Origin of the sequence: Escherichia sp. MOD1-EC7011 (assembly GCF_002965005.1) — a bacterium.
Taxonomy (GTDB): domain Bacteria; phylum Pseudomonadota; class Gammaproteobacteria; order Enterobacterales; family Enterobacteriaceae; genus Escherichia; species Escherichia ruysiae.
This window is the reverse complement of record NZ_PTRD01000014.1, coordinates 37,019-55,879: the sequence shown is the minus strand read 5'-3', so window position 1 is coordinate 55,879 and position 18,861 is coordinate 37,019. Positions and strand designations below refer to the sequence as shown.

Below are 18,861 nucleotides of genomic sequence, written 5' to 3'. Positions count from 1 at the left end.
TTAAATCGATAAAAATTCTGTGATGTCTGCCAGCATTTCTGATAATTAGCATTCCATTCACCATTTCCCTAAGCAAACTTTAGCTATTCTTATCAATTATGCTTATGGGAGATCTACAGATGATGCCTACACTTGCTCCACCATCTGTCCTTTCTGCTCCCCAGCGCCGCTGCCAGATCTTGCTGACACTATTTCAGCCGTGGTTGACCGCCACCACGACCACTCTCAGCGAGCTTAATGGTGTGGATGATAATATTGCGGTTCGCGATATCAGCGAAACAGGACGGGAAATCCTCCGCTATCACCAGCTCACGCTCACCACTGGCTATGACGGTAGCTACCGGGTCGAAGGTACAGTACTTAACCAACGTTTATGTTTATTTCACTGGCTACGACGCGGTTTCCGTTTATGTCCATCATTCATCACTAACCGTTTCACTCCGGCCTTAAAGGAAGAACTGAAGCGCCGTGGGATTGCTCGTAACTTTTACGACGATACCAACCTGCAAGCTTTAGTTAATCTCTGTGCACGACGGTTGCAAAAATGCTTTGAAGCACGTGATGTTCATTTTCTGTGCCTGTATCTGCAATATTGCCTGCTACAACATCACGCCGGGATCTCGCCACATTTTAACCCGCTGCAACGTCGATGGGCTGAGTCCTGTCTTGAGTTTCAGGTAGCACAGGAAATTGGTCGCCACTGGCAACGCCGGGCACGCCAGCCTGTTCCACCAGATGAACCGTTGTTTATGGCGTTGCTCTTTTCCATGTTGCAAGTTCCCAACCCGCTGCAGGATGCTCATCAGCGCGATCGGCAATTACGTCTGGCCATTGTTCGTTTGGTACAACGTTTTCGTGAGCAGGGAAATGTTCGTTTCTATGATGAACAGGGGTTATGCGATCAGCTTTATACTCATCTCGCTCAGGCATTACGTCGTAGTTTGTTTGCCATCGGTATTGATAACACCTTGCCAGAAGAGTTCAGCCGACTTTACCCACGCCTGGTTCGTACAACTCGCGCGGCGCTAACCGGGTTTGAAAATGAATACAATGTCCGTTTTTCCGATGAGGAAAGTGGCCTGGTAGCGGTGATTTTCGGCGCATGGCTGATGCAAGCAAATGAAATTAACGAAAAAAAGATTATTTTGTTGACGGGCAATGACAGTGAAAGAGAAGCGAATATTGAGCAGCAATTGCGCGAACTTACACTATTGCCACTCAATATTAAGCATATATCGGTGAAGACATTTTTACGAAATGGCGCCCCGAAAAATACGGTGCTGATTATTACCCCTTATACCATTCCTTTGCCGCTCTTTTCGCCGCCGCTGATTCATACGAATCAGATCCTGACCGCACACCAACAGGAGCAGATCCGTAAAATGCTGGAATAATCAGCATGAGGGAACTACTTTCGGGCGCAAAAAAATTGCCGGAAGCGCCACCAGCGCCATCACCCAAAACACGCCATGTCCGAGATATTGATACAGGAAACCGGCGAAGACGGTCATGATAGCGATACTGCCGCCCATCGCGACGGCAGAATAAACCGCCTGTAAACGGATAACCTCGCTTCCCTGACGAGCGGCAATGTAGCGCATGGCGGCCAGGTGGCACACGGTAAAGGTGCCGCAATGCAGAATTTGCACCACTATCAGCCACGGTAGCTCAGTGCTTGCCCCCATAATGCCCCAACGTACTACCCCGCAAATCGCCGAAATCAACAACATATCGCGGGCGCTACAGCGACGGAAAAGTTTGTTACTCAGCGCAAAGATAATGACTTCCGCCACCACACCAAGCGACCATAAATAGCCCACCGCCGAAGCCGAGTAACCCGCCGCCTGCCAGTATATGGCGCTAAAACCGTAATATGCTGCGTGCGCCCCCTGCAATAGACAAACGCAGGCCAGAAAGCGCCAGTTCTGGCGAACCAGCGCCAGCCAGGCCGGCCACCCCGTGCTCTCCTGCTGGCGGCTCTCCCCTTGCGGTTGAATGGTCGGGCGAATCAGAAAACCAAGTAGCATGGATGCCACGCCCAGCGTCAACATCGCGAGAATCACCCGATAATCAAACACGCTGACCAGTTTGCCCGTCAGCGCCGAACCAATGACAAACGCCACTGAGCCCCAAAGTCGCACTTTGCCGTAATCAAGCGGAAACTGCTTTTGCCAGGTATTCGCCAGCGCGTCAGTTAACGGCACCAGCGGTGAGAAAAAGAGGTTAAAACCGACCATCACAAGCATCAGCCACGCCACATGTGCGCCAGCCCAGAAGGCGACGACGAACAGCAGTGTCAACAACGCCAGTACACGAAGTGCAGAAATCAGGCGAGAAGGATCGCTGACGCGGGGCGCGATGAGCAAACTACCGAGAAAACGGGCAACCAGCCCTGCCCCCAACAACAGGCCGATAGTTTCTGGCGTTAAGCCAATCCCCTTAAGCCAGACGCTCCAGAAAGGTAGAAAAATACCGTAGCTAAAAAAGTATGTGAAATAACCGAGCGCCAGCCAGCGCGTGGATTGCAAAACCATGAGTCCCTCCCGTCAGGAGGCGTAAGTCTGAGGTTAATCGAATGTTGTTGCAAGTTGAAAAATAAGAAAATCAGGGCCACTTCCAGTACACCATTCTGGAAAAAATTATCGTTAATACCGCTAACAAAATATCACCTACAGAAAATGCGCTGGATGCTGACCTGGATAATTACCAAATTTCTCATCTGCTGAGGCGTGGCGAGGTGCGAGTGTGTGTATTACGTTTAAATCACATTATCTTGCAAAGGGATTGGTTATGAACACACTACGTTATTTTGATTTTGGCGCCGCCCGCCCCGTTTTGTTATTAATTGCCCGTATCGCCGTCATCTTAATTTTCATTATTTTTGGTTTTCCCAAAATGATGGGCTTTGACGGTACGGTACAATATATGGCCTCGCTGGGCGCACCGATGCCGATGCTGGCAGCGATTATTGCGGTAGTTATGGAAGTGCCTGCCGCGATATTAATCGTGCTTGGCTTTTTCACCCGTCCGCTGGCGGTACTGTTTATTTTCTACACGCTGGGCACGGCGGTGATTGGTCACCATTACTGGGATATGACCGGAGATGCGGTCGGACCAAATATGATTAATTTCTGGAAGAATATCAGTATCGCTGGCGCATTCCTGCTGCTGGCAATTACCGGGCCGGGGGCGATTTCTCTCGATCGACGTTAGAAAAGATGCCGGATGCGGCGTGAACGCCTTATCCGGCATTTTATAAATTACAGCAACGCCACCCGCAACGACATCGCTGAGGTTGTCGATTCCCCCGGTGCAAGCGCAATGAGGTCACCACCTTCCTGGCGATGATGGTCATCTGGCGCATGACTCATTGGTTCCAGACAGAAGAAATTAAACGCATAACCTTTATCAAACGCCGGGTCGGAAACAAAGATGAAATAGCATGGCGCGGGTGGCGTCGTTTCCATGATGATGGCGTAACCCTCCTGCGGCTGCTCAATGCGTGCCTGACCATTCCAGCCGGCAAAACCATTGTTCACCCACTGGCGCGGCAGCGGCGCGAGCTGGTTGAAATCCAGTTCCTGCGGTAACTGCGCACAAAACTCGCCCGCCAGCCACTGTTCCCGCTCCAGCCAATAACCGCTCGCCTGTGCCTGAATCCGCGTTTGCGGCGACAACGGAAAATAAGGATGCCAGCCCGTACCAAACGGCAAAGATTCTGCCCCTTGATTGGTGACAGAGAGCGTGACCGTCAATGCATCTGCCGTCAAATGAAACGCCTGACTTGCCCGATAGTGATAAATACCACTGCGATGTTCATACACCAGACACAAGCTATCATCGCTGCGCGATGCGCATTGCCACTGACCCAGCCAACCATCGCCGTGCAGATAGTGCGCATCCCACTCAACATTCGGTTGCAGTTGATACTCACGCCCCTGCCAGACAAAACGGTTGCCGCTCACCCGGTTTGCAAACGGCACCAGCGGAAAACAGGAGGCATCAGTTGCCACACCGTTTTTTTTACCGGGACGTAGCAGTGGCGTCGTATCGCGCCAGAAACCTTCAATAACACCACCCTGGTCAGAAACGTCCAGCTTTAGCGCCCCGTGAGATAAGGTATAGATGGCCATTCGCTAACTCCTTAATCCGGGAAGTTAATCACGACTTTGCCGCATTTGCCGCTTGCCATCAGCGCATAGGCATCACCAGCCTGTTCCAGCGAGAAGCGGTGGGTAATGGCGTTACGCGGCCATAGTTTCCAGTCGGTCAAATCGTGGGCGCATTTTTCCATATGGAATAAACTGGTTACCCAGGAGCCAATAATCCGCCGTTGATGATGCATCAGGTCGGCGCTAACCTCGAACTCCACTTTTCCGGTTTCTCCGATGTAGACCACGCGTCCCCAGTCGGCAGTGGATTGCAATGCCAGCAAACGACCTGCGGCATTACCGGAACAATCGAGCGCAACATCTGCGCCGCCGTGGGTGAGTTCAGCAATAATCTGCGGCAGACCTTCGGTGGTTGCTAAATAACCATGATCCATCACGCCTAACTGTTTCGCCATCGCCAGACGTTCCGGCAGCATATCAACGCCGATGATCCGTTTCGCACCACGACCTTTCGCCAGCATCATCGCCATCATGCCGACAGGCCCCAGACCGACCACCAGCACGTTATCGCTGCCAGAGACTTCGCCGCGCAAGATCCCTTCATACGCCGTGCCAACGCCGCAACTGATAAACGCACCATCTTCGTAGCTCAACGCGTCCGGCAGGAGAATCAGGTCTTTTTCTTCCGCCAACAGATATTCGGCATGACCACCATCACGCTGCCAGCCGTAAGCGGCTTTTCCTTCTCCAGTACAAGAGATAGGAAAACCGCGACGGCAGTTCGGGCAAAAACCACAGCCAGAAATGTGATACACCAGCACGCGATCGCCCTCTTTAAAATGGCGACAGCCTTGCCCCATCGCTACAATCTGCCCGCACGGTTCATGACCGTTGATAAATCCCTGGTATAACGGTTTATCGGGCGCCGCCGCCGTGGCGCGGTGCTGGTGGTAGATATAGTGGACGTCGCTCCCGCAAATTCCGGAGGATTTCATTTTGAGCAGTACCTGGTTAATCCCCGGCGTTGGCACCGCAACTTCCCGCAGATCGACGGTGGAATTTCCTGGTAAATAAGCTGCCAGCATCGTTTTCATAAATCCCTCATTAACAATACGATTAATTTTCATCCCTGCCGCACCCGCGCCAGGGGCGTTAAGGTTTAGCGTTTCGCTTTAGTGCTTCGCTGGGTCAGCAAGATATTCGCCAGCACCGCCACCACGATGATTACGCCGCGCACCACCTGCTGGAAAAAGGAGTTAATCCCGAGCAGCACCAGACCGTTACCGATTAGCGTAATCACCAGTACGCCAAGCAGCGTACCGAACAGCGAGCCACGACCGCCGGAAAGTGCCGTACCGCCGACCACGACCGCAGCAATGACATCAAACTCCAGACCGTTTGCGGCGCCTGCGTTACCGGAACCGAGGCGGGCTGCCAACAAAATCCCGGTGACTGCCGCCAATACTCCCGAAAGAGTAAAGATAAGAATGCGCACCCGACGAACGTTAATGCCGCACAACTGTGCCGCTGTGGCATTACCGCCAACAGCAAACACCGAGCGTCCGAAAGCGGTTTTACGGCTGATGAACACAAACAGCGCAAACAACACCATCATGATCAGCGCGGATACCGGCACGCCGAGAAATTGCCCGCCCAGCCAGTCCAGCACCTCGTTTTCGTCAATTGGCACGGGCAGGGCGTTCGTCATAAACAAGCCCATTCCGCGCAGGGCGCTCCACAACCCCAGCGTGGCAACGAAACTTGGCACGTTAAACACGCCGCGTAGCACCCCGGCCAGCGTTCCCATCAGCGCGCCTAACAGCAACACCAGCAGACACGCCACCGCCAGCGGAACGTCAAATTGCAGCAAAAATGCCAGGCACACCGAGACAAAGGCCACCATTGGCCCAACGCTGACATCAATTTCACCGGAGATAATAATCAGCGTCATCGCCCAGGCGGCGATCCCGATGGTGGCGGCATCACGCAGCACGTTCATTTGGTTATTCAATGAGATAAAGCCAGGCGCGTTCAGGGAGAAGACCAGATAAAGAATGGCAATCACCACCAGCAAACCGATCTCATTAATATGGCGACTGACAAATTGTTTGAGCGAGACGCTCTTGCCCTGCGGCAATGGTAATGACGAAGCAGACATCTTCAGGTTCCTCGGTAAAATTCATCAGTGCACAGACAGAATGGCGGACATCAGCTCATCCACATTGACCGGCGAGTGAAACTCCTGCGAGAACGTACCGTGCTGTAATAACAAGATGCGGTCGCACACCAGCGGCAATTCCTCCACTTCACTGGAGATAAACACCACGCTTTTCCCTTCGGCGGCCAGCTCGCGGACAATCCGGTAGATCTGCTGTTTGGCTTCGATATCGACGCCGCGCGTTGGCTCGTCGAGCAATAAAATCTGGCTGGCGGCATAGACCCAACGACCAATCACCACTTTTTGCTGATTGCCGCCAGAAAGCGTGCCAATAGGCGTTTCGCTACTGGCAGCCTTGACCGTCATCCGCTGCATCACCTCTTCGGTCAGGCGGCGGATGGTGGACCATTGCAGCACGCCGTTCGCGCTGATTTTTTGCCGATTGGTCAGCACCGTATTTTCATCAACGCCCAGCCAGGGAATGATCCCCGCTTCTTTGCGGTTTTCTGGCGTATAGCCAATGCCGCGTTTCAGCATGTCACCATAATCGGGGTGCGTGATTTTCTCGCCGTTGATAACAATTTCGCCCTGCTCATACGCTTCCAGCCCAACAATCGCTTTCAGCAACTCACTGCGCCCAGCCCCCAGCAGGCCAGCAATGCCGAGCACTTCGCCACGACGCAGCGTAAAGCTGATATCGTCCAGCTTAGGCTTATGGCGTAACGCGCGAACTTCCAGCACGGCCTGATCCACAATTTTCTGAGGGACAACCGGCGCAATATCAACGTGATCGCGCCCAAGCATCAGCGACACAATATGATGCGTGGAGGTATTTTCGAGCATCACATCGCCCGCCACCTGCCCGTCGCGCATAACGGTGGCACAGGAAGCGATGCGGCGAATTTCTTCCATCCTGTGGCTGACATAAATCACCGCCACGCCCAGTGCCGACATCTTTTTCACGGCGCTGATCACCAGTTCAACTTCCGCACTGGCAAGTGAACTGGTAGGTTCATCAAGAATGACCACGCGCGGCTCGCCCTTCATCACCCGCGCAATTTCCACCAGTTGCTTTTGCGCCGGGCTTAGCGTTGAAACAAGTTGTTCAGGGCTAACATCAACACCCAGCGCCTGTAAGCAACGTTGGGCATCCTGCGCCATTTGCAGGTAATCAATCATGCCGTTGCGGCGAGGCCACTGACCGAGGCAGAGGTTTTCCGCCACCGTCAGCCCTTCAACCAGACTTAATTCCTGATAAACCGCACGTACCCCCAGTTCAGCGGCACGGCGAGTCAGCGTAGCTTCGTCACCTTCCAGTCGCGTCTCGCCAATCCAGATATCACCGCTGTCCGGACGTTCGCTGCCGGTAAGCATTCGAATGAGGGTCGATTTGCCCGCGCCGTTTTTACCTAACAGCGCGCGAACTTCGCCTTTATTGAGCGTAAAGTTAACGTTATCCAGCGCAACGACGCCGGGATAACGCTTATTTCCTGCCACCATTTTTGCTACCGGGACTGCCTCTGTTGCCGTGAACATAGGAACCTCTGCGAATCAGCTATTAGGGCAGACCATCAACGTGCGTTGCCAGCCACTGTTTACCGTCTTCCGTTTTGGTATAGAGATCGATAGGCACCTGAATCACTTTGTCACCGTCGGCTTGTTTATTGATAACTTTCAATGTTTGCGCGAAAACAGCATTGCCCATTTTCTTACCGGAAATATCCACCACCGCTTTCAGCACCTGGTTGTTTTCCAGTTCCTGAGCAATTTCAGTGGTCATATCCGAACCGAAAACAGCAATTTTTCCGGTCTGATTTTGATTACGTACCGCTTTTACCGCGCCGAGTGTCGCACCGCCCGATTCCCCCATAATGGCGTTCAGATCCGGCGTGGAGATAATCAGTTTTTCACCAACGGAAATCGCTTTATCTAAAACAGTCCCTTCCTGATTAGCGACAATTTGTGCGCCGGGAACCCGGGCTTTTAATACTTCTTCAAATCCTTTACGACGTTGCACACAAACTTCAAAGGCTTCGCAATTAATGACGGCAATTTTTGGCTGGTCAATTTTATTGGCAATAAAATAATCGGCGGCAGCGTTACCCAGTTTTTTACCAAATTCCAGCGGATCACCGACCAGATACGCCGAGACATATTTATCGACACCTTTTTGATTAATACAGGTGTTGTAGCAAATCACCGGAATACCCGCCTCACTGGCGCGACGAACGGTGCGACTGCTGCCATTTTCAGAAACAGCAGACAAAATAATGGCATCGACATTACGCGCCACAAGCGTATCAACAAATGTACTTTCTTTCGAAATATCGCCCTGGGCGTTAGTTTCTATTAACTGAACCTGTACTGAAGAATCTTTTGCTGCATCCTGAACACCCTGACGCACACCGGCATAATATCCCTGAGTATCAAGATATATTGCGCCAATGGTCATTTCTTTTTCCGCGGCCCTGGCAAATAGGGCGCTACCTAATAGCGTAGCCATTAAAATTATATTACGGGTTGTTCTCATTTTTTTAGGCATAGAGCCTCCTGTAGGGTTTTTATTTACAACAGCTTATTTTAATTATTTAGTGATGAGCGGCAGCGCGTGCCGCTCAAAGATTACAGTTAATAGGGTTTAGTGAACGTAGTTAAAAATAAAAGGCATCACGGTAGTGAATAATGCTGCTTTCGGCCAGGCCGGATTAATCGCCGTCAATTCAGCGCGAACAGATTCATATTGCGCAATCTCCCCTAATCCCGCTGCCGCCAGCATCGCCACCATCAGGCATTTTTCTTTATGCTGCTGTTGTAAATCGCCATACAGCGACAATAAATCAGGTTGTGAAACAGCGAAGAAATCCGCTTCGATACTGGTTTTCGCCATCTCTTGCGCCCACTGTTTCATTTCAGTAAACAGTTGCTGTGCAGTTTGCTTTTCACCCAGCAGTCGCAGCGCCATCCCTTGCCAGAAGAGATAATCAACTGGCTGATCGTTGTAATAACTGTGGATATTGATGGTGCGATCGCCGGTCGCCGCCAGGCGTAAACAACACGTCGCCTCAACTTCATCACCCTGTGCTTTGGCGCATACTGCCTGCCAGAACCAGATGTCGTTATCAGTCTGCCCCGGTAGTCGGCCTTCGCTCAAATTCTCCGGATAATGCAGCGCGGCATGAAGCAGTTCGCTGGCCTGCTGCGGCTCTCTGGCATCAAGATGTTGCCAGGCGCGTAACAACTGGTTGAGGATAAACTGACTGGTCACCTTCCCTTCCCCGCCTTCCCACGGGTGGAATTTGCGCGTGGCGAGAATGTCCGCCGCTTTGTCTGCCTGACCGGTGAGATGCCACAAATTGAGCAGTTCTGCGGTCATGTCGTCGCGTTTCAGGGCAATTGCCAGATTATTTTCCAGACGCGCCAGCCGTTTCTCCGGTGCGGCTCCGATTAACTTATCCAGCAAATCCCGTTCGAAAAGCAGACGTGCATCCTGCGGCGCAAGTTGATAAGCATTATCAAGATAACGGGCGGCCTGTTCATAATCATGCTGCTTATTCCACGCATGGATCGCTAACCCGCGCCAGCCGTCGGCAAACTCCGGCGACATCTCTACGCAACGTTGCCATAACGCTATCGCTTTGCCATAACTGCACTTGTTGTAGTGGAAACAGGCCAGTAAATGACGGGCGAACCAGCACTCTTCAATACTCTCCAGTGCCGCGACTTCTTCCAGCGTATTAGGGAAACGAACAAACTTCGGGAACACGTCAATGGCTTTCGCAATCAATTCGCCACGCTCAGCTTTCGGCAACAAACTGGCTTGCAGATAAAGCGGCAGCGTTCGCTGGCAGTCCAGAGCGTTCAGCATCTCTGCCGCCAGAGCGGGCATTCCCCAGTTAATCAGTTGCCCGGCGGTCATCAGGGCGTTAACGTCACGCCCCTGACACAGACCACGCCACTGCGTGAGGGCAGACTCGGTACGACCATCGAACCAGTTCAGCCACCACAAGGTGGCGTTCAGCGGGTAATCGCGCAGCAGTTTCTCACGCTGTAAACGCGCATTGTCCTGACGACCGCTTAACACCAGCAGCAGATTATGGAGGCACAGCACTTGCTGATTGGTTGGGCAGGCGCGCAGACTCTGTTGGCAAAAATCCAGCCCTGCATCGAAGTTGCCATTACGCGCCGCCAGCCGTGCCAGACCGTAATAGCCCCCCGCTTTACTGTTGCCGCTCCAGACCGCTCGCCAGAAATCCTCTTCGGCTTGTTGATATTGTCCCTGACGCTCATACGCACTGGCGCGGATCAAACTGGCTTGCCCACACTGCGGGTTTTTGTTCAGCGCATGTGCGCGTTTCAGCGCCTGAGTGGCATACGCCACCGCTTGCAGGAAATCGGCACGGTTATATTCCAGCATCGCCAGCGCCAGGTTACAGCGATAATCCAGCGGGTCCAGCGCCACGCCGCGCAGGTAGTAATCGAACGGTGAACGGCTGGCGTGATGATATTGCTCCAGATGCTGACCGATAAACCAGGCTTCATCTGTACTGGTAATGTCTTGTGCTGCCAGTGGTGCTTTGGCGACGTCCGGAAGCGGCAACTCTTGTGGCTGATGTTCCTGATAACTCAGTACAATATTGCCATCCGCATCGGAAAGTTCGATGGTCATTCTGTCCGGATCAATACCGTGCAACACCCCCTGGATGGCGGTCGCTGGCGTCAGGGCAACGGCATCATCAAGTAACGCTTCGCGCTTGCCTATTTCACGGATCGCCAGTCGGTATCCGTTCAACGGGGAGATGGCATACAGCCCCCACTCAATCCCCCGCTCGCTACGCTGTAATTTAATTACCGCATCGCGGGAGGCGTTTTGCACCATGCCCAGAGAATGGTAAGGCAGGAAAGACTGCTCAAAACGCTTCTCTTCGTAAGCATCAAGCCAGGTAAAATCGGGCTGGTTATCGGCAAAAATGCCGGTCATCAGCTCGATATACGGACCGTTATTGTCGGTCAGACTCTTATCCCACGCCTGACCAAATTCACTGTGTCCCCAGCTCCACTGTTTTTTACCCGGCGCAATGTGGTGGTTGGCAACGTGTAATAAACCGCCATCTTCATCGTGACACCACGCGCCAACAAAATCGTACTGCGATTTTTCAGCCATATATGAGGTAGGAACAGGCACGTTTTTATAACGCGAAATGTCCACGCCGGCGGAGTAGTCCACTTTGTAGTAGGTGCCAGTGGCGATGGGGAAAGCGGAAACTGCGCGTTTGCCGTGATCAAACACCGCTGTCACATCGGGCGGGAAAACGCTCTGATGCCCTTCCCCCCCTTTCACCGCCGGGTTGGCCCACCACAAGAAATGACGCGGCGTGGCGTTGCCGTTATAGACGCGGCTGGCGATTTCCAGCGCCGCACGGTCAGGGCGCAGCGTGAAGCCGGTCATCACCTGTAGACCGTGCATCGGCTCCGTTTCGCCAACCCATACAGTCTGTGCGCCGTCTTCATGGGCTTCGAGGGTGAAATCGACGGGCATAAAGGTCGTCGGGCGATGATGTTGCGGCCAGTTAAACTCAATCCCGCCGGAAATCCACGGCCCCAGCAGCCCCACCAGCGCAGGTTTAATGACTTCATTGTGATAGACAAAATCGCGCTGTTTCACTTTATCCCACGCGCGATGCACACGACCGCCCAGTTCTGGCAGGATCATCACTTTGATGTAGTCGTTTTCCAGCCACACTGCCTGCCAGGATTTCAGGGTTTTCTGCTCATTCAACGTATCGGTCACGCCGTAGGGATAAACCGCGCCGGACGATCCCTGATAAACGCGATTTTCCAGGAACATGGGATGTATATCCTGCGGCCCGGTTTCATAGGTCGGGATCTCAACGCGCTCTTGCCACACTTTTACTGGAGTCATGGTGCCCTCAATATTAACAAGACATACTGAATTAAAAGATTTGTGGCAGTGTATTGAACAATCTGGCAATGTTTTCGCGGAATAATCACGCAATTAACTAAACAAGGTTTAGTGAAGATGAGAGCCTGCATTAACAATCAACAGATCCGCCACCATAACAAATGCGTGATTCTGGAACTGCTGTACCGGCAAAAACGCGCCAATAAATCGACGCTCGCCCGGCTGGCGCAAATTTCGATTCCGGCGGTCAGTAACATTTTGCAGGAGCTGGAAAACGAAAAGCGGGTGGTGAATATCGACGATGAAAGCCAGACGCGCGGGCATAGTAGCGGCACATGGCTGATTGCGCCGGATGGCGACTGGACGCTGTGCCTGAACGTTACGCCCACCAGCATTGAGTGCCAGGTCGCTAATGCCTGTTTAAGTCCGAAAGGTGTATTTGAATATTTACAGATTGATGCACCGACGCCGCAGGCTCTGCTGTCCGAAATCGAAAAATGCTGGCATCGCCACCGTAAATTGTGGCCGGGTCGTACCATCAATCTGGCGCTGGCAATCCACGGTCAGGTTGATCCAGTGACCGGTGTGTCGCAAACCATGCCGCAAGCGCCGTGGACAACGCCTGTTGAGGTAAAGTATCTGCTGGAAGAGAAGCTCGGCATTCGGGTGATGGTCGATAATGACTGCGTGATGCTGGCGCTGGCGGAGAAATGGCAAAATAATTCGCAGGGACGGGATTTCTGCGTAATCAACGTTGATTACGGCATTGGCTCGTCGTTCGTGATTAACGAGCAAATTTATCGCGGCAGTCTGTATGGCAGCGGACAGATTGGTCACACCATCGTTAACCCGGATGGCGTCGCCTGCGACTGCGGGCGTTATGGCTGTCTGGAAACCGTCGCCTCGTTAAGCGCATTTAAAAAGCAGGCGCGGGTATGGCTAAAATCACAACCGGTTAATACTCAGCTTGATCCCGAAAAACTGACTACCGCGCAATTAATCGCTGCCTGGCAGAGCGGAGAACCGTGGGTCACCAGTTGGGTTGACCGCTCTGCCAACGCTATAGGATTGAGTCTGTATAACTTCCTCAACATCCTCAATATTAATCAGATTTGGTTGTATGGTCGCAGTTGCGCCTTTGGCGAGAACTGGCTTAATACCATAATTCGCCAGACGGGATTTAACCCGTTCGACCGCGACGAAGGGCCGAGCGTAAAAGCGACACAGATTGGCTTCGGGCAATTAAGCCGCGCACAACAGGTGCTGGGGATTGGCTATTTGTATGTTGAGGCGCAGTTACGACAGATTTGATGGTGTGATAACGTAAAAAGGCTTCCCGGAGGAAGCCTTTTTTCAACAGATTAACCGTTTCGCTTATGCGTAAACCGGGTAACGTGTGCAGATGTCGAGAACTTTACCTTTGATGCGCTCGATAACCGCTTCATCATTGATGCTGTCCAGTACGTCACACATCCAGCCAGCCAGTTCTTTCGCTTCTGCTTCTTTGAAGCCGCGACGCGTAATCGCCGGAGTACCCACGCGAATACCGGAGGTCACAAACGGGCTCTTCGGATCGTTCGGTACGCTGTTTTTGTTCACGGTGATGTTAGCACGACCCAGAGCGGCGTCAGCTTCTTTACCGGTCAGGTTTTTATCAACCAGATCAACCAGGAACAGGTGGTTATCAGTACCGCCGGAAACCACTTTGTAGCCGCGTTCCAGGAACACTTCTACCATCGCTTTAGCGTTTTTAGCGACCTGCTGCTGGTAAGTTTTGAACTCAGGCTCCATCGCTTCTTTCAGAGCAACCGCTTTACCGGCGATTACGTGCATCAACGGACCGCCCTGACCACCAGGGAAAACGGCAGAGTTCAGTTTTTTGTACAGTTCTTCGCTACCACCTTTCGCCAGGATCAGACCGCCGCGCGGACCCGCCAGGGTTTTGTGAGTGGTGGTAGTAACAACGTGAGCATGAGGAACTGGGTTCGGGTAGACGCCAGCAGCAACCAGGCCCGCAACGTGCGCCATATCAACGAACAGGTAAGCACCGATGCTGTCAGCGATTTCACGCATTTTCGCCCAGTCCACCACGCCGGAATATGCAGAGAAGCCACCGATAATCATTTTCGGTTTGTGTTCTTTGGCTTGTTTTTCCAGATCGGCGTAGTCGATATGACCGGTAGCATCGATACCGTAAGGAACGATGTTGTACAGTTTACCGGAGAAGTTAACCGGAGAACCGTGAGTCAGGTGACCGCCATGCGCCAGGTTCATACCCAGAACGGTATCACCTGGTTCCAGCAGCGCGGTGTAGACCGCAAAGTTAGCCTGGGAGCCGGAATGCGGCTGGACGTTAGCGTAGTCAGCGCCGAACAGTTCTTTCGCACGATCGATCGCCAGTTGTTCAACGATATCAACATACTCGCAACCGCCGTAGTAGCGTTTGCCCGGATAACCTTCAGCATATTTGTTGGTCAGCTGAGAACCCTGCGCCTGCATTACGCGCGGGCTGGTGTAGTTTTCGGAGGCGATCAGTTCGATGTGCTCTTCCTGACGTACTTTTTCCTGCTCCATAGCCTGCCACAGTTCGGCATCATAATCGGCAATGTTCATTTCACGCTTTAACATCCGCATCTCCTGACTCAGCTAACAATAAAATTTTTGGCCTTTATAGGCGGTCCTGATGGACAACGGCGAACAGTATAACCGAATCATTGTGCGATAACAGGTCTTGACAAAGGAATTTACGCAAACGATTACCTTCAGGCTGTGCAAGGCTTTGGAGAATAAAGAGCTTGCAACCGGAAACGGATTTCTTTTCAGGTTTGTGATGCAAATTTTTCACTTCATCACATTCTTAATGAAAAACCCCAAAGAACCATTTACATTGCAGGGCTATTTTTTATAAGATGCATTTGAGATACATCAATTAAGATACAAAAAAAGGAAGACCATATGCTTGACGCTCAAACCATCGCTACAGTAAAAGCCACCATCCCTTTACTGGTGGAAACGGGGCCAAAGTTAACCGCCCATTTCTACGACCGTATGTTTACTCATAACCCAGAACTCAAAGAAATTTTTAACATGAGTAACCAGCGTAATGGCGATCAACGTGAAGCCCTGTTTAACGCTATTGCTGCCTATGCCAGTAATATTGAAAACCTGCCTGCCCTGCTGCCAGCGGTAGAAAAAATCGCGCAGAAACACACCAGCTTCCAGATCAAACCGGAACAATACAACATCGTTGGCGAACACCTGTTGGCGACGCTGGACGAAATGTTCAGCCCGGGTCAGGAAGTGCTGGACGCGTGGGGGAAAGCCTATGGCGTGCTGGCAAATGTATTTATCAATCGCGAGGCGGAAATCTATAACGAAAACGCCAGCAAAGCCGGTGGCTGGGAAGGTACACGCGATTTCCACATTGTGGCTAAAACGCCGCGCAGTGCGCTTATCACCAGCTTCGAACTGGAACCGGTCGACGGTGGCGCAGTGGCAGAATACCGTCCGGGGCAATATCTCGGTGTCTGGCTGAAACCGGAAGGTTTCCCGCATCAGGAAATTCGCCAATACTCTTTGACCCGCAAGCCGGATGGCAAAGGCTATCGTATTGCGGTGAAACGCGAAGAGGGTGGGCAGGTATCCAACTGGCTGCACAATCACGCCAATGTTGGCGATGTCGTGAAGCTGGTGGCTCCGGCGGGTGATTTCTTTATGGATGTGACAAATGACACACCGGTAACCTTAATCTCTGCCGGTGTCGGTCAAACGCCAATGCTGGCTATGCTCGATACGCTGGCAAAAGCAGGCCACACAGCACAAGTGAACTGGTTCCATGCGGCAGAAAATGGCGATGTTCACGCCTTTGCTGATGAAGTTAAGGAGCTGGGGCAATCACTGCCGCGCTTTACCGCACACACCTGGTATCGTCAGCCGAGTGAGGCCGATCGCGCGAAAGGTCAGTTTGATAGCGAAGGTCTGATGGATTTGAGCAAACTGGAAGGTGCGTTCAGCGATCCGTCCATGCAGTTCTATCTCTGCGGTCCGGTGGTTTTCATGCAGTTTGCCGCGAAACAGTTAGTGGATCTGGGCGTGAAGCAGGAAAACATTCATTACGAATGCTTTGGCCCGCATAAGGTGCTGTGATTTGATATTGCCGGATGGAAACATCCGGCAACCCTGACGCGGTTTAAATCGCCGCGTCGTCCTCTTCACCGGTACGGATACGAATAACCCGTGCCACGTCAAAGACGAAAATTTTACCGTCACCGATTTTGCCGGTTTGCGCAGTGCGAATAATGGTATCTACACAGGTATCGACAATGTCGTCTGGTACGACAATCTCAATTTTCACCTTCGGCAGAAAATCCACCATATATTCCGCGCCGCGATACAGCTCGGTATGGCCTTTCTGGCGGCCAAAACCTTTCACCTCGGTGACCGTCATGCCGGTAATGCCGACTTCAGCCAGTGCCTCGCGGACATCGTCCAGCTTGAAGGGTTTAATAATCGCATCAATCTTTTTCATGCTATTCCTTGAAAAGGTCGCCTGTCTTCTGATCTGCTAAACGTAACACATTACGCCGATTCATTCCTTGAAATCGTTTGCATCCAGCTCGTGTCGGGAAAGCAGTTTATAAAATTCTGTCCGGTTGCGCCCCGCCATTCTCGCCGCGTGGGTGACGTTGCCTTTAGTGATTTGCAGCAGCTTGCGCAAATAGTTGAGTTCAAACTGATTACGCGCCTCAACAAAGGTGGGCAGCGCCGTGTTTTCGCCCTCCAGCGCCTGTTCCACCAGCGCATCACTAATTACCGGGGATGAGGTCAGCGCCACGCACTGTTCAATCACGTTGACCAACTGACGCACATTGCCTGGCCAGCTCGCGGTCATCAGGCGTTTCATTGCATCAGTGGAGAACGCGCGGACAAAGGGTTTATGTCGCTCTGCCGCCTGGCGCAACAAGTGATTTGCCAGTAGCGGAATATCTTCCGTGCGCTCCGCCAGTGCCGGTATTTTCAGGCTGACAACGTTGAGGCGGTAATAGAGATCTTCGCGGAACTCCCCGCGCGCCATCGCTTTTGGCAGGTCGCGATGAGTGGCGGAAATAATCCGCACGTCGATATCAATATCGCGGTTGCTGCCCAGCGGGCGTACTTTGCGCTCCTGCAACACGCGCAGCAGTTTGACCTGCAAAGGCGCGGGCATATCGCCAATCTCATCGAGAAATAACGTACCGCCTTCCGCCGCCTGGAATAAGCCCTCGCGATTGCTGACAGCGCCGGTAAACGCGCCGCGTGCATGACCAAACAGCTCCGACTCCAGCAACTGCTCGGGCAATGCGCCACAGTTAATAGCAATAAATGGTTTGCTGTTGCGCGGGCTGGCGTTGTGGATAGCCTGGGCGAAAATCTCTTTCCCGGTGCCGCTCTGACCGTTAATCAAAACGCTAACATCTGATTGCGCCACCAGCCGCGCCTGTTCCAGCAAACGCAGCATCAGTGGACTGCGGGTAACAATCGCCTCACTCCAGCGTTCGTCTGTGGCTGGCGCGGATTGTTCCAGTGCATCGTCAATTGCCTGATACAACGCGTCTTTATCAACAGGTTTGGTGAGGAAACTGAACACGCCCTGCTGTGTCGCGGCAACGGCATCGGGAATGGAACCATGCGCGGTAAGAATAATTACTGGCATTCCCGGCTGCACTTTCTGGATTTCAGCAAACAGTTGCATACCGTCCATTTCATCCATCCGCAGGTCGCTGATGACTAAATCTACTTTTTCGCGATTCAGTACCCGTAATCCTTCAGCGCCACTTTCTGCCGTGACCACGCTGTAGCCTTCGCTGGTCAAGCGCAGGCCAAGCAGTTTCAGCAATCCCGGATCGTCATCGACCAATAATAAATGCGCAGGTTTATGGCTCATCAGGGGTGACCTCACTGGTAGATGGTGCGGGCGTTTCGCTCTCGTGCGGTGTGTCCGGCGCGAAATTTCCGGCCGGTTTGCGGGTCGAGAGCTGACGTTCAATATCGGTCAGGTTTTCCAGCTTGCGAGTGGTGAGTTCCAGTTGTTGCTGTAGAAAGTGATGCTGCTGGCGCAAGGTATCCAGTTCGCTGTCGCTGGACTGCTGGAGTTTACTGTAGCGTTGACGCTCTTGTGCCAGTTGCAATTGTAACGCCTGATCGTCGCGCCAGAGTTGATACAGCGGGCGAACCTGCGCCGGGATCTCAGTACTTAACGCGTCTATGCGCGCGACCATCTGGCGACGCTCATACGGCGTAATTTTGGCGTCGGCGAGCAAAATCCCTTGTTTAAAGGTATTTTGCCAGCTGCCGTCGTCATATTGGCGGGCTTGCTGACGCGACTGCGCAGGCATTAAACGATCAGCACAATCCATCGCCCGCAGCCAGTAAAGCGGATTGGTTTCGGTTGATTTACCTTGCAGCGCCCAGATGTCGCTACATTCAGTAGAAAGATAGTCAGCCAGTTGATAAACCGGAATTTTTTCTTCTGCTGGCGTATCAATAGCTGGCTTATTGTGACTCTGCACGCAACCCAGCAATGCCAGACATGGCAGCCCTGCCAGCCACAGCCGTCGGGGCAATAATCGTTGAAAAATGTGTCGCATATTCACCAGACTTAGAGCCTTTCCCTGTAGGCGTAATCGTTGCAG

At 52.5% G+C, this 18,861-nt stretch carries 15 protein-coding genes; 4 read left to right on the top strand and 11 right to left on the bottom strand.

All coding sequences use genetic code 11. From position 1 onward, the window contains the following. The first annotated feature begins 119 nt into the window (after positions 1–119). Positions 120–1,394 carry a stationary phase inducible protein CsiE gene (gene csiE, locus A7098_RS06935; protein ID WP_105280551.1) on the top strand — a complete coding sequence of 425 codons (1,275 nt, stop codon included), beginning with the start codon at positions 120–122 and terminating at the stop codon, positions 1,392–1,394. Here csiE and A7098_RS06930 read toward each other — a convergent pair whose 3' ends face one another. Continuing rightward, positions 1,395–2,534: a 3-phenylpropionate MFS transporter gene (locus tag A7098_RS06930; protein WP_105280550.1), complete on the bottom strand. Its 1,140-nt coding sequence runs from the start codon at positions 2,532–2,534 to the stop codon at positions 1,395–1,397. 256 nt (positions 2,535–2,790) lie between these two features. On the opposite strand from A7098_RS06930, the gene A7098_RS06925 reads away from it, so the two are divergent. Beyond that, positions 2,791–3,213, top strand: a complete 423-nt coding sequence (locus A7098_RS06925; RefSeq protein WP_001094720.1) for a DoxX family membrane protein — start codon at positions 2,791–2,793, stop codon at positions 3,211–3,213. A gap of 47 nt (positions 3,214–3,260) precedes the next feature. Here A7098_RS06925 and A7098_RS06920 read toward each other — a convergent pair whose 3' ends face one another. From A7098_RS06920 to A7098_RS06895, 6 genes are all read right to left on the bottom strand, one after another. Continuing rightward, positions 3,261–4,133 (bottom strand): aldose 1-epimerase, encoded by an 873-nt coding sequence (locus A7098_RS06920; protein ID WP_105280549.1) that lies wholly within the window; start codon positions 4,131–4,133, stop codon positions 3,261–3,263. An 11-nt stretch (positions 4,134–4,144) separates the two neighbouring features. Continuing rightward, on the bottom strand, positions 4,145–5,239 hold the full coding sequence (locus A7098_RS06915) for a zinc-binding dehydrogenase (protein WP_171000940.1): 1,095 nt from the start codon (positions 5,237–5,239) through the stop codon (positions 4,145–4,147). Between the two features lie 32 nt (positions 5,240–5,271). After that, positions 5,272–6,270 (bottom strand): ABC transporter permease, encoded by a 999-nt coding sequence (locus tag A7098_RS06910; RefSeq protein ID WP_001276660.1) that lies wholly within the window; start codon positions 6,268–6,270, stop codon positions 5,272–5,274. A 24-nt stretch (positions 6,271–6,294) separates the two neighbouring features. Next, a complete protein-coding gene (locus A7098_RS06905; RefSeq protein ID WP_105280548.1) occupies positions 6,295–7,806 on the bottom strand; it encodes a sugar ABC transporter ATP-binding protein in 1,512 nt (503 codons plus the stop codon). A 22-nt stretch (positions 7,807–7,828) separates the two neighbouring features. After that, positions 7,829–8,812, bottom strand: coding sequence for a substrate-binding domain-containing protein (locus tag A7098_RS06900; protein WP_105280547.1), 984 nt, complete (start codon positions 8,810–8,812; stop codon positions 7,829–7,831). A gap of 96 nt (positions 8,813–8,908) precedes the next feature. After that, positions 8,909–12,190: a DUF5107 domain-containing protein gene (locus A7098_RS06895; protein ID WP_105280546.1), complete on the bottom strand. Its 3,282-nt coding sequence runs from the start codon at positions 12,188–12,190 to the stop codon at positions 8,909–8,911. A 117-nt stretch (positions 12,191–12,307) separates the two neighbouring features. On the opposite strand from A7098_RS06895, the gene A7098_RS06890 reads away from it, so the two are divergent. After that, on the top strand, positions 12,308–13,501 hold the full coding sequence (locus tag A7098_RS06890) for an ROK family protein (RefSeq protein ID WP_010344299.1): 1,194 nt from the start codon (positions 12,308–12,310) through the stop codon (positions 13,499–13,501). A gap of 63 nt (positions 13,502–13,564) precedes the next feature. Here A7098_RS06890 and glyA read toward each other — a convergent pair whose 3' ends face one another. Beyond that, positions 13,565–14,818, bottom strand: a complete 1,254-nt coding sequence (glyA, locus tag A7098_RS06885) for a serine hydroxymethyltransferase (protein WP_105280545.1) — start codon at positions 14,816–14,818, stop codon at positions 13,565–13,567. 327 nt (positions 14,819–15,145) lie between these two features. On the opposite strand from glyA, the gene hmpA reads away from it, so the two are divergent. Further along, a complete protein-coding gene (gene hmpA, locus A7098_RS06880) occupies positions 15,146–16,336 on the top strand; it encodes an NO-inducible flavohemoprotein (protein ID WP_105280544.1) in 1,191 nt (396 codons plus the stop codon). Between the two features lie 43 nt (positions 16,337–16,379). On the opposite strand, the gene glnB is transcribed toward hmpA, so the two are convergent. From glnB to qseG, 3 genes are read right to left on the bottom strand one after another with little or no spacing between them, the layout of a single operon-like run. Next, entirely contained in the window at positions 16,380–16,718 is a 339-nt protein-coding gene (gene glnB, locus A7098_RS06875) for a nitrogen regulatory protein P-II (protein WP_000717694.1), read from the bottom strand. A gap of 60 nt (positions 16,719–16,778) precedes the next feature. Continuing rightward, positions 16,779–18,113, bottom strand: a complete 1,335-nt coding sequence (glrR, locus tag A7098_RS06870; protein ID WP_000018522.1) for a two-component system response regulator GlrR — start codon at positions 18,111–18,113, stop codon at positions 16,779–16,781. Next, on the bottom strand, positions 18,103–18,816 hold the full coding sequence (gene qseG, locus A7098_RS06865) for a two-component system QseEF-associated lipoprotein QseG (protein ID WP_105280543.1): 714 nt from the start codon (positions 18,814–18,816) through the stop codon (positions 18,103–18,105). The genes glrR and qseG overlap by 11 nt, the downstream gene beginning before the upstream one ends. Positions 18,817–18,861 lie beyond the last annotated feature (45 nt).

What these genes read in the sequence shown, in the direction of transcription:
- glrR (WP_000018522.1), bottom strand. Translation starts at nt 18,113, where the DNA reads ATGAGCCATAAACCTGCGCATTTATTATTGGTCGATGACGATCCGGGA.
- A7098_RS06895 (WP_105280546.1), bottom strand. Translation starts at nt 12,190, where the DNA reads ATGACTCCAGTAAAAGTGTGGCAAGAGCGCGTTGAGATCCCGACCTAT.
- A7098_RS06910 (WP_001276660.1), bottom strand. Translation starts at nt 6,270, where the DNA reads ATGTCTGCTTCGTCATTACCATTGCCGCAGGGCAAGAGCGTCTCGCTC.
- hmpA (WP_105280544.1), top strand. Translation starts at nt 15,146, where the DNA reads ATGCTTGACGCTCAAACCATCGCTACAGTAAAAGCCACCATCCCTTTA.
- glnB (WP_000717694.1), bottom strand. Translation starts at nt 16,718, where the DNA reads ATGAAAAAGATTGATGCGATTATTAAACCCTTCAAGCTGGACGATGTC.
- A7098_RS06925 (WP_001094720.1), top strand. Translation starts at nt 2,791, where the DNA reads ATGAACACACTACGTTATTTTGATTTTGGCGCCGCCCGCCCCGTTTTG.
- glyA (WP_105280545.1), bottom strand. Translation starts at nt 14,818, where the DNA reads ATGTTAAAGCGTGAAATGAACATTGCCGATTATGATGCCGAACTGTGG.
- A7098_RS06905 (WP_105280548.1), bottom strand. Translation starts at nt 7,806, where the DNA reads ATGTTCACGGCAACAGAGGCAGTCCCGGTAGCAAAAATGGTGGCAGGA.
- csiE (WP_105280551.1), top strand. Translation starts at nt 120, where the DNA reads ATGATGCCTACACTTGCTCCACCATCTGTCCTTTCTGCTCCCCAGCGC.
- A7098_RS06930 (WP_105280550.1), bottom strand. Translation starts at nt 2,534, where the DNA reads ATGGTTTTGCAATCCACGCGCTGGCTGGCGCTCGGTTATTTCACATAC.
- qseG (WP_105280543.1), bottom strand. Translation starts at nt 18,816, where the DNA reads ATGCGACACATTTTTCAACGATTATTGCCCCGACGGCTGTGGCTGGCA.
- A7098_RS06900 (WP_105280547.1), bottom strand. Translation starts at nt 8,812, where the DNA reads ATGCCTAAAAAAATGAGAACAACCCGTAATATAATTTTAATGGCTACG.
- A7098_RS06915 (WP_171000940.1), bottom strand. Translation starts at nt 5,239, where the DNA reads ATGAAAATTAATCGTATTGTTAATGAGGGATTTATGAAAACGATGCTG.
- A7098_RS06890 (WP_010344299.1), top strand. Translation starts at nt 12,308, where the DNA reads ATGAGAGCCTGCATTAACAATCAACAGATCCGCCACCATAACAAATGC.
- A7098_RS06920 (WP_105280549.1), bottom strand. Translation starts at nt 4,133, where the DNA reads ATGGCCATCTATACCTTATCTCACGGGGCGCTAAAGCTGGACGTTTCT.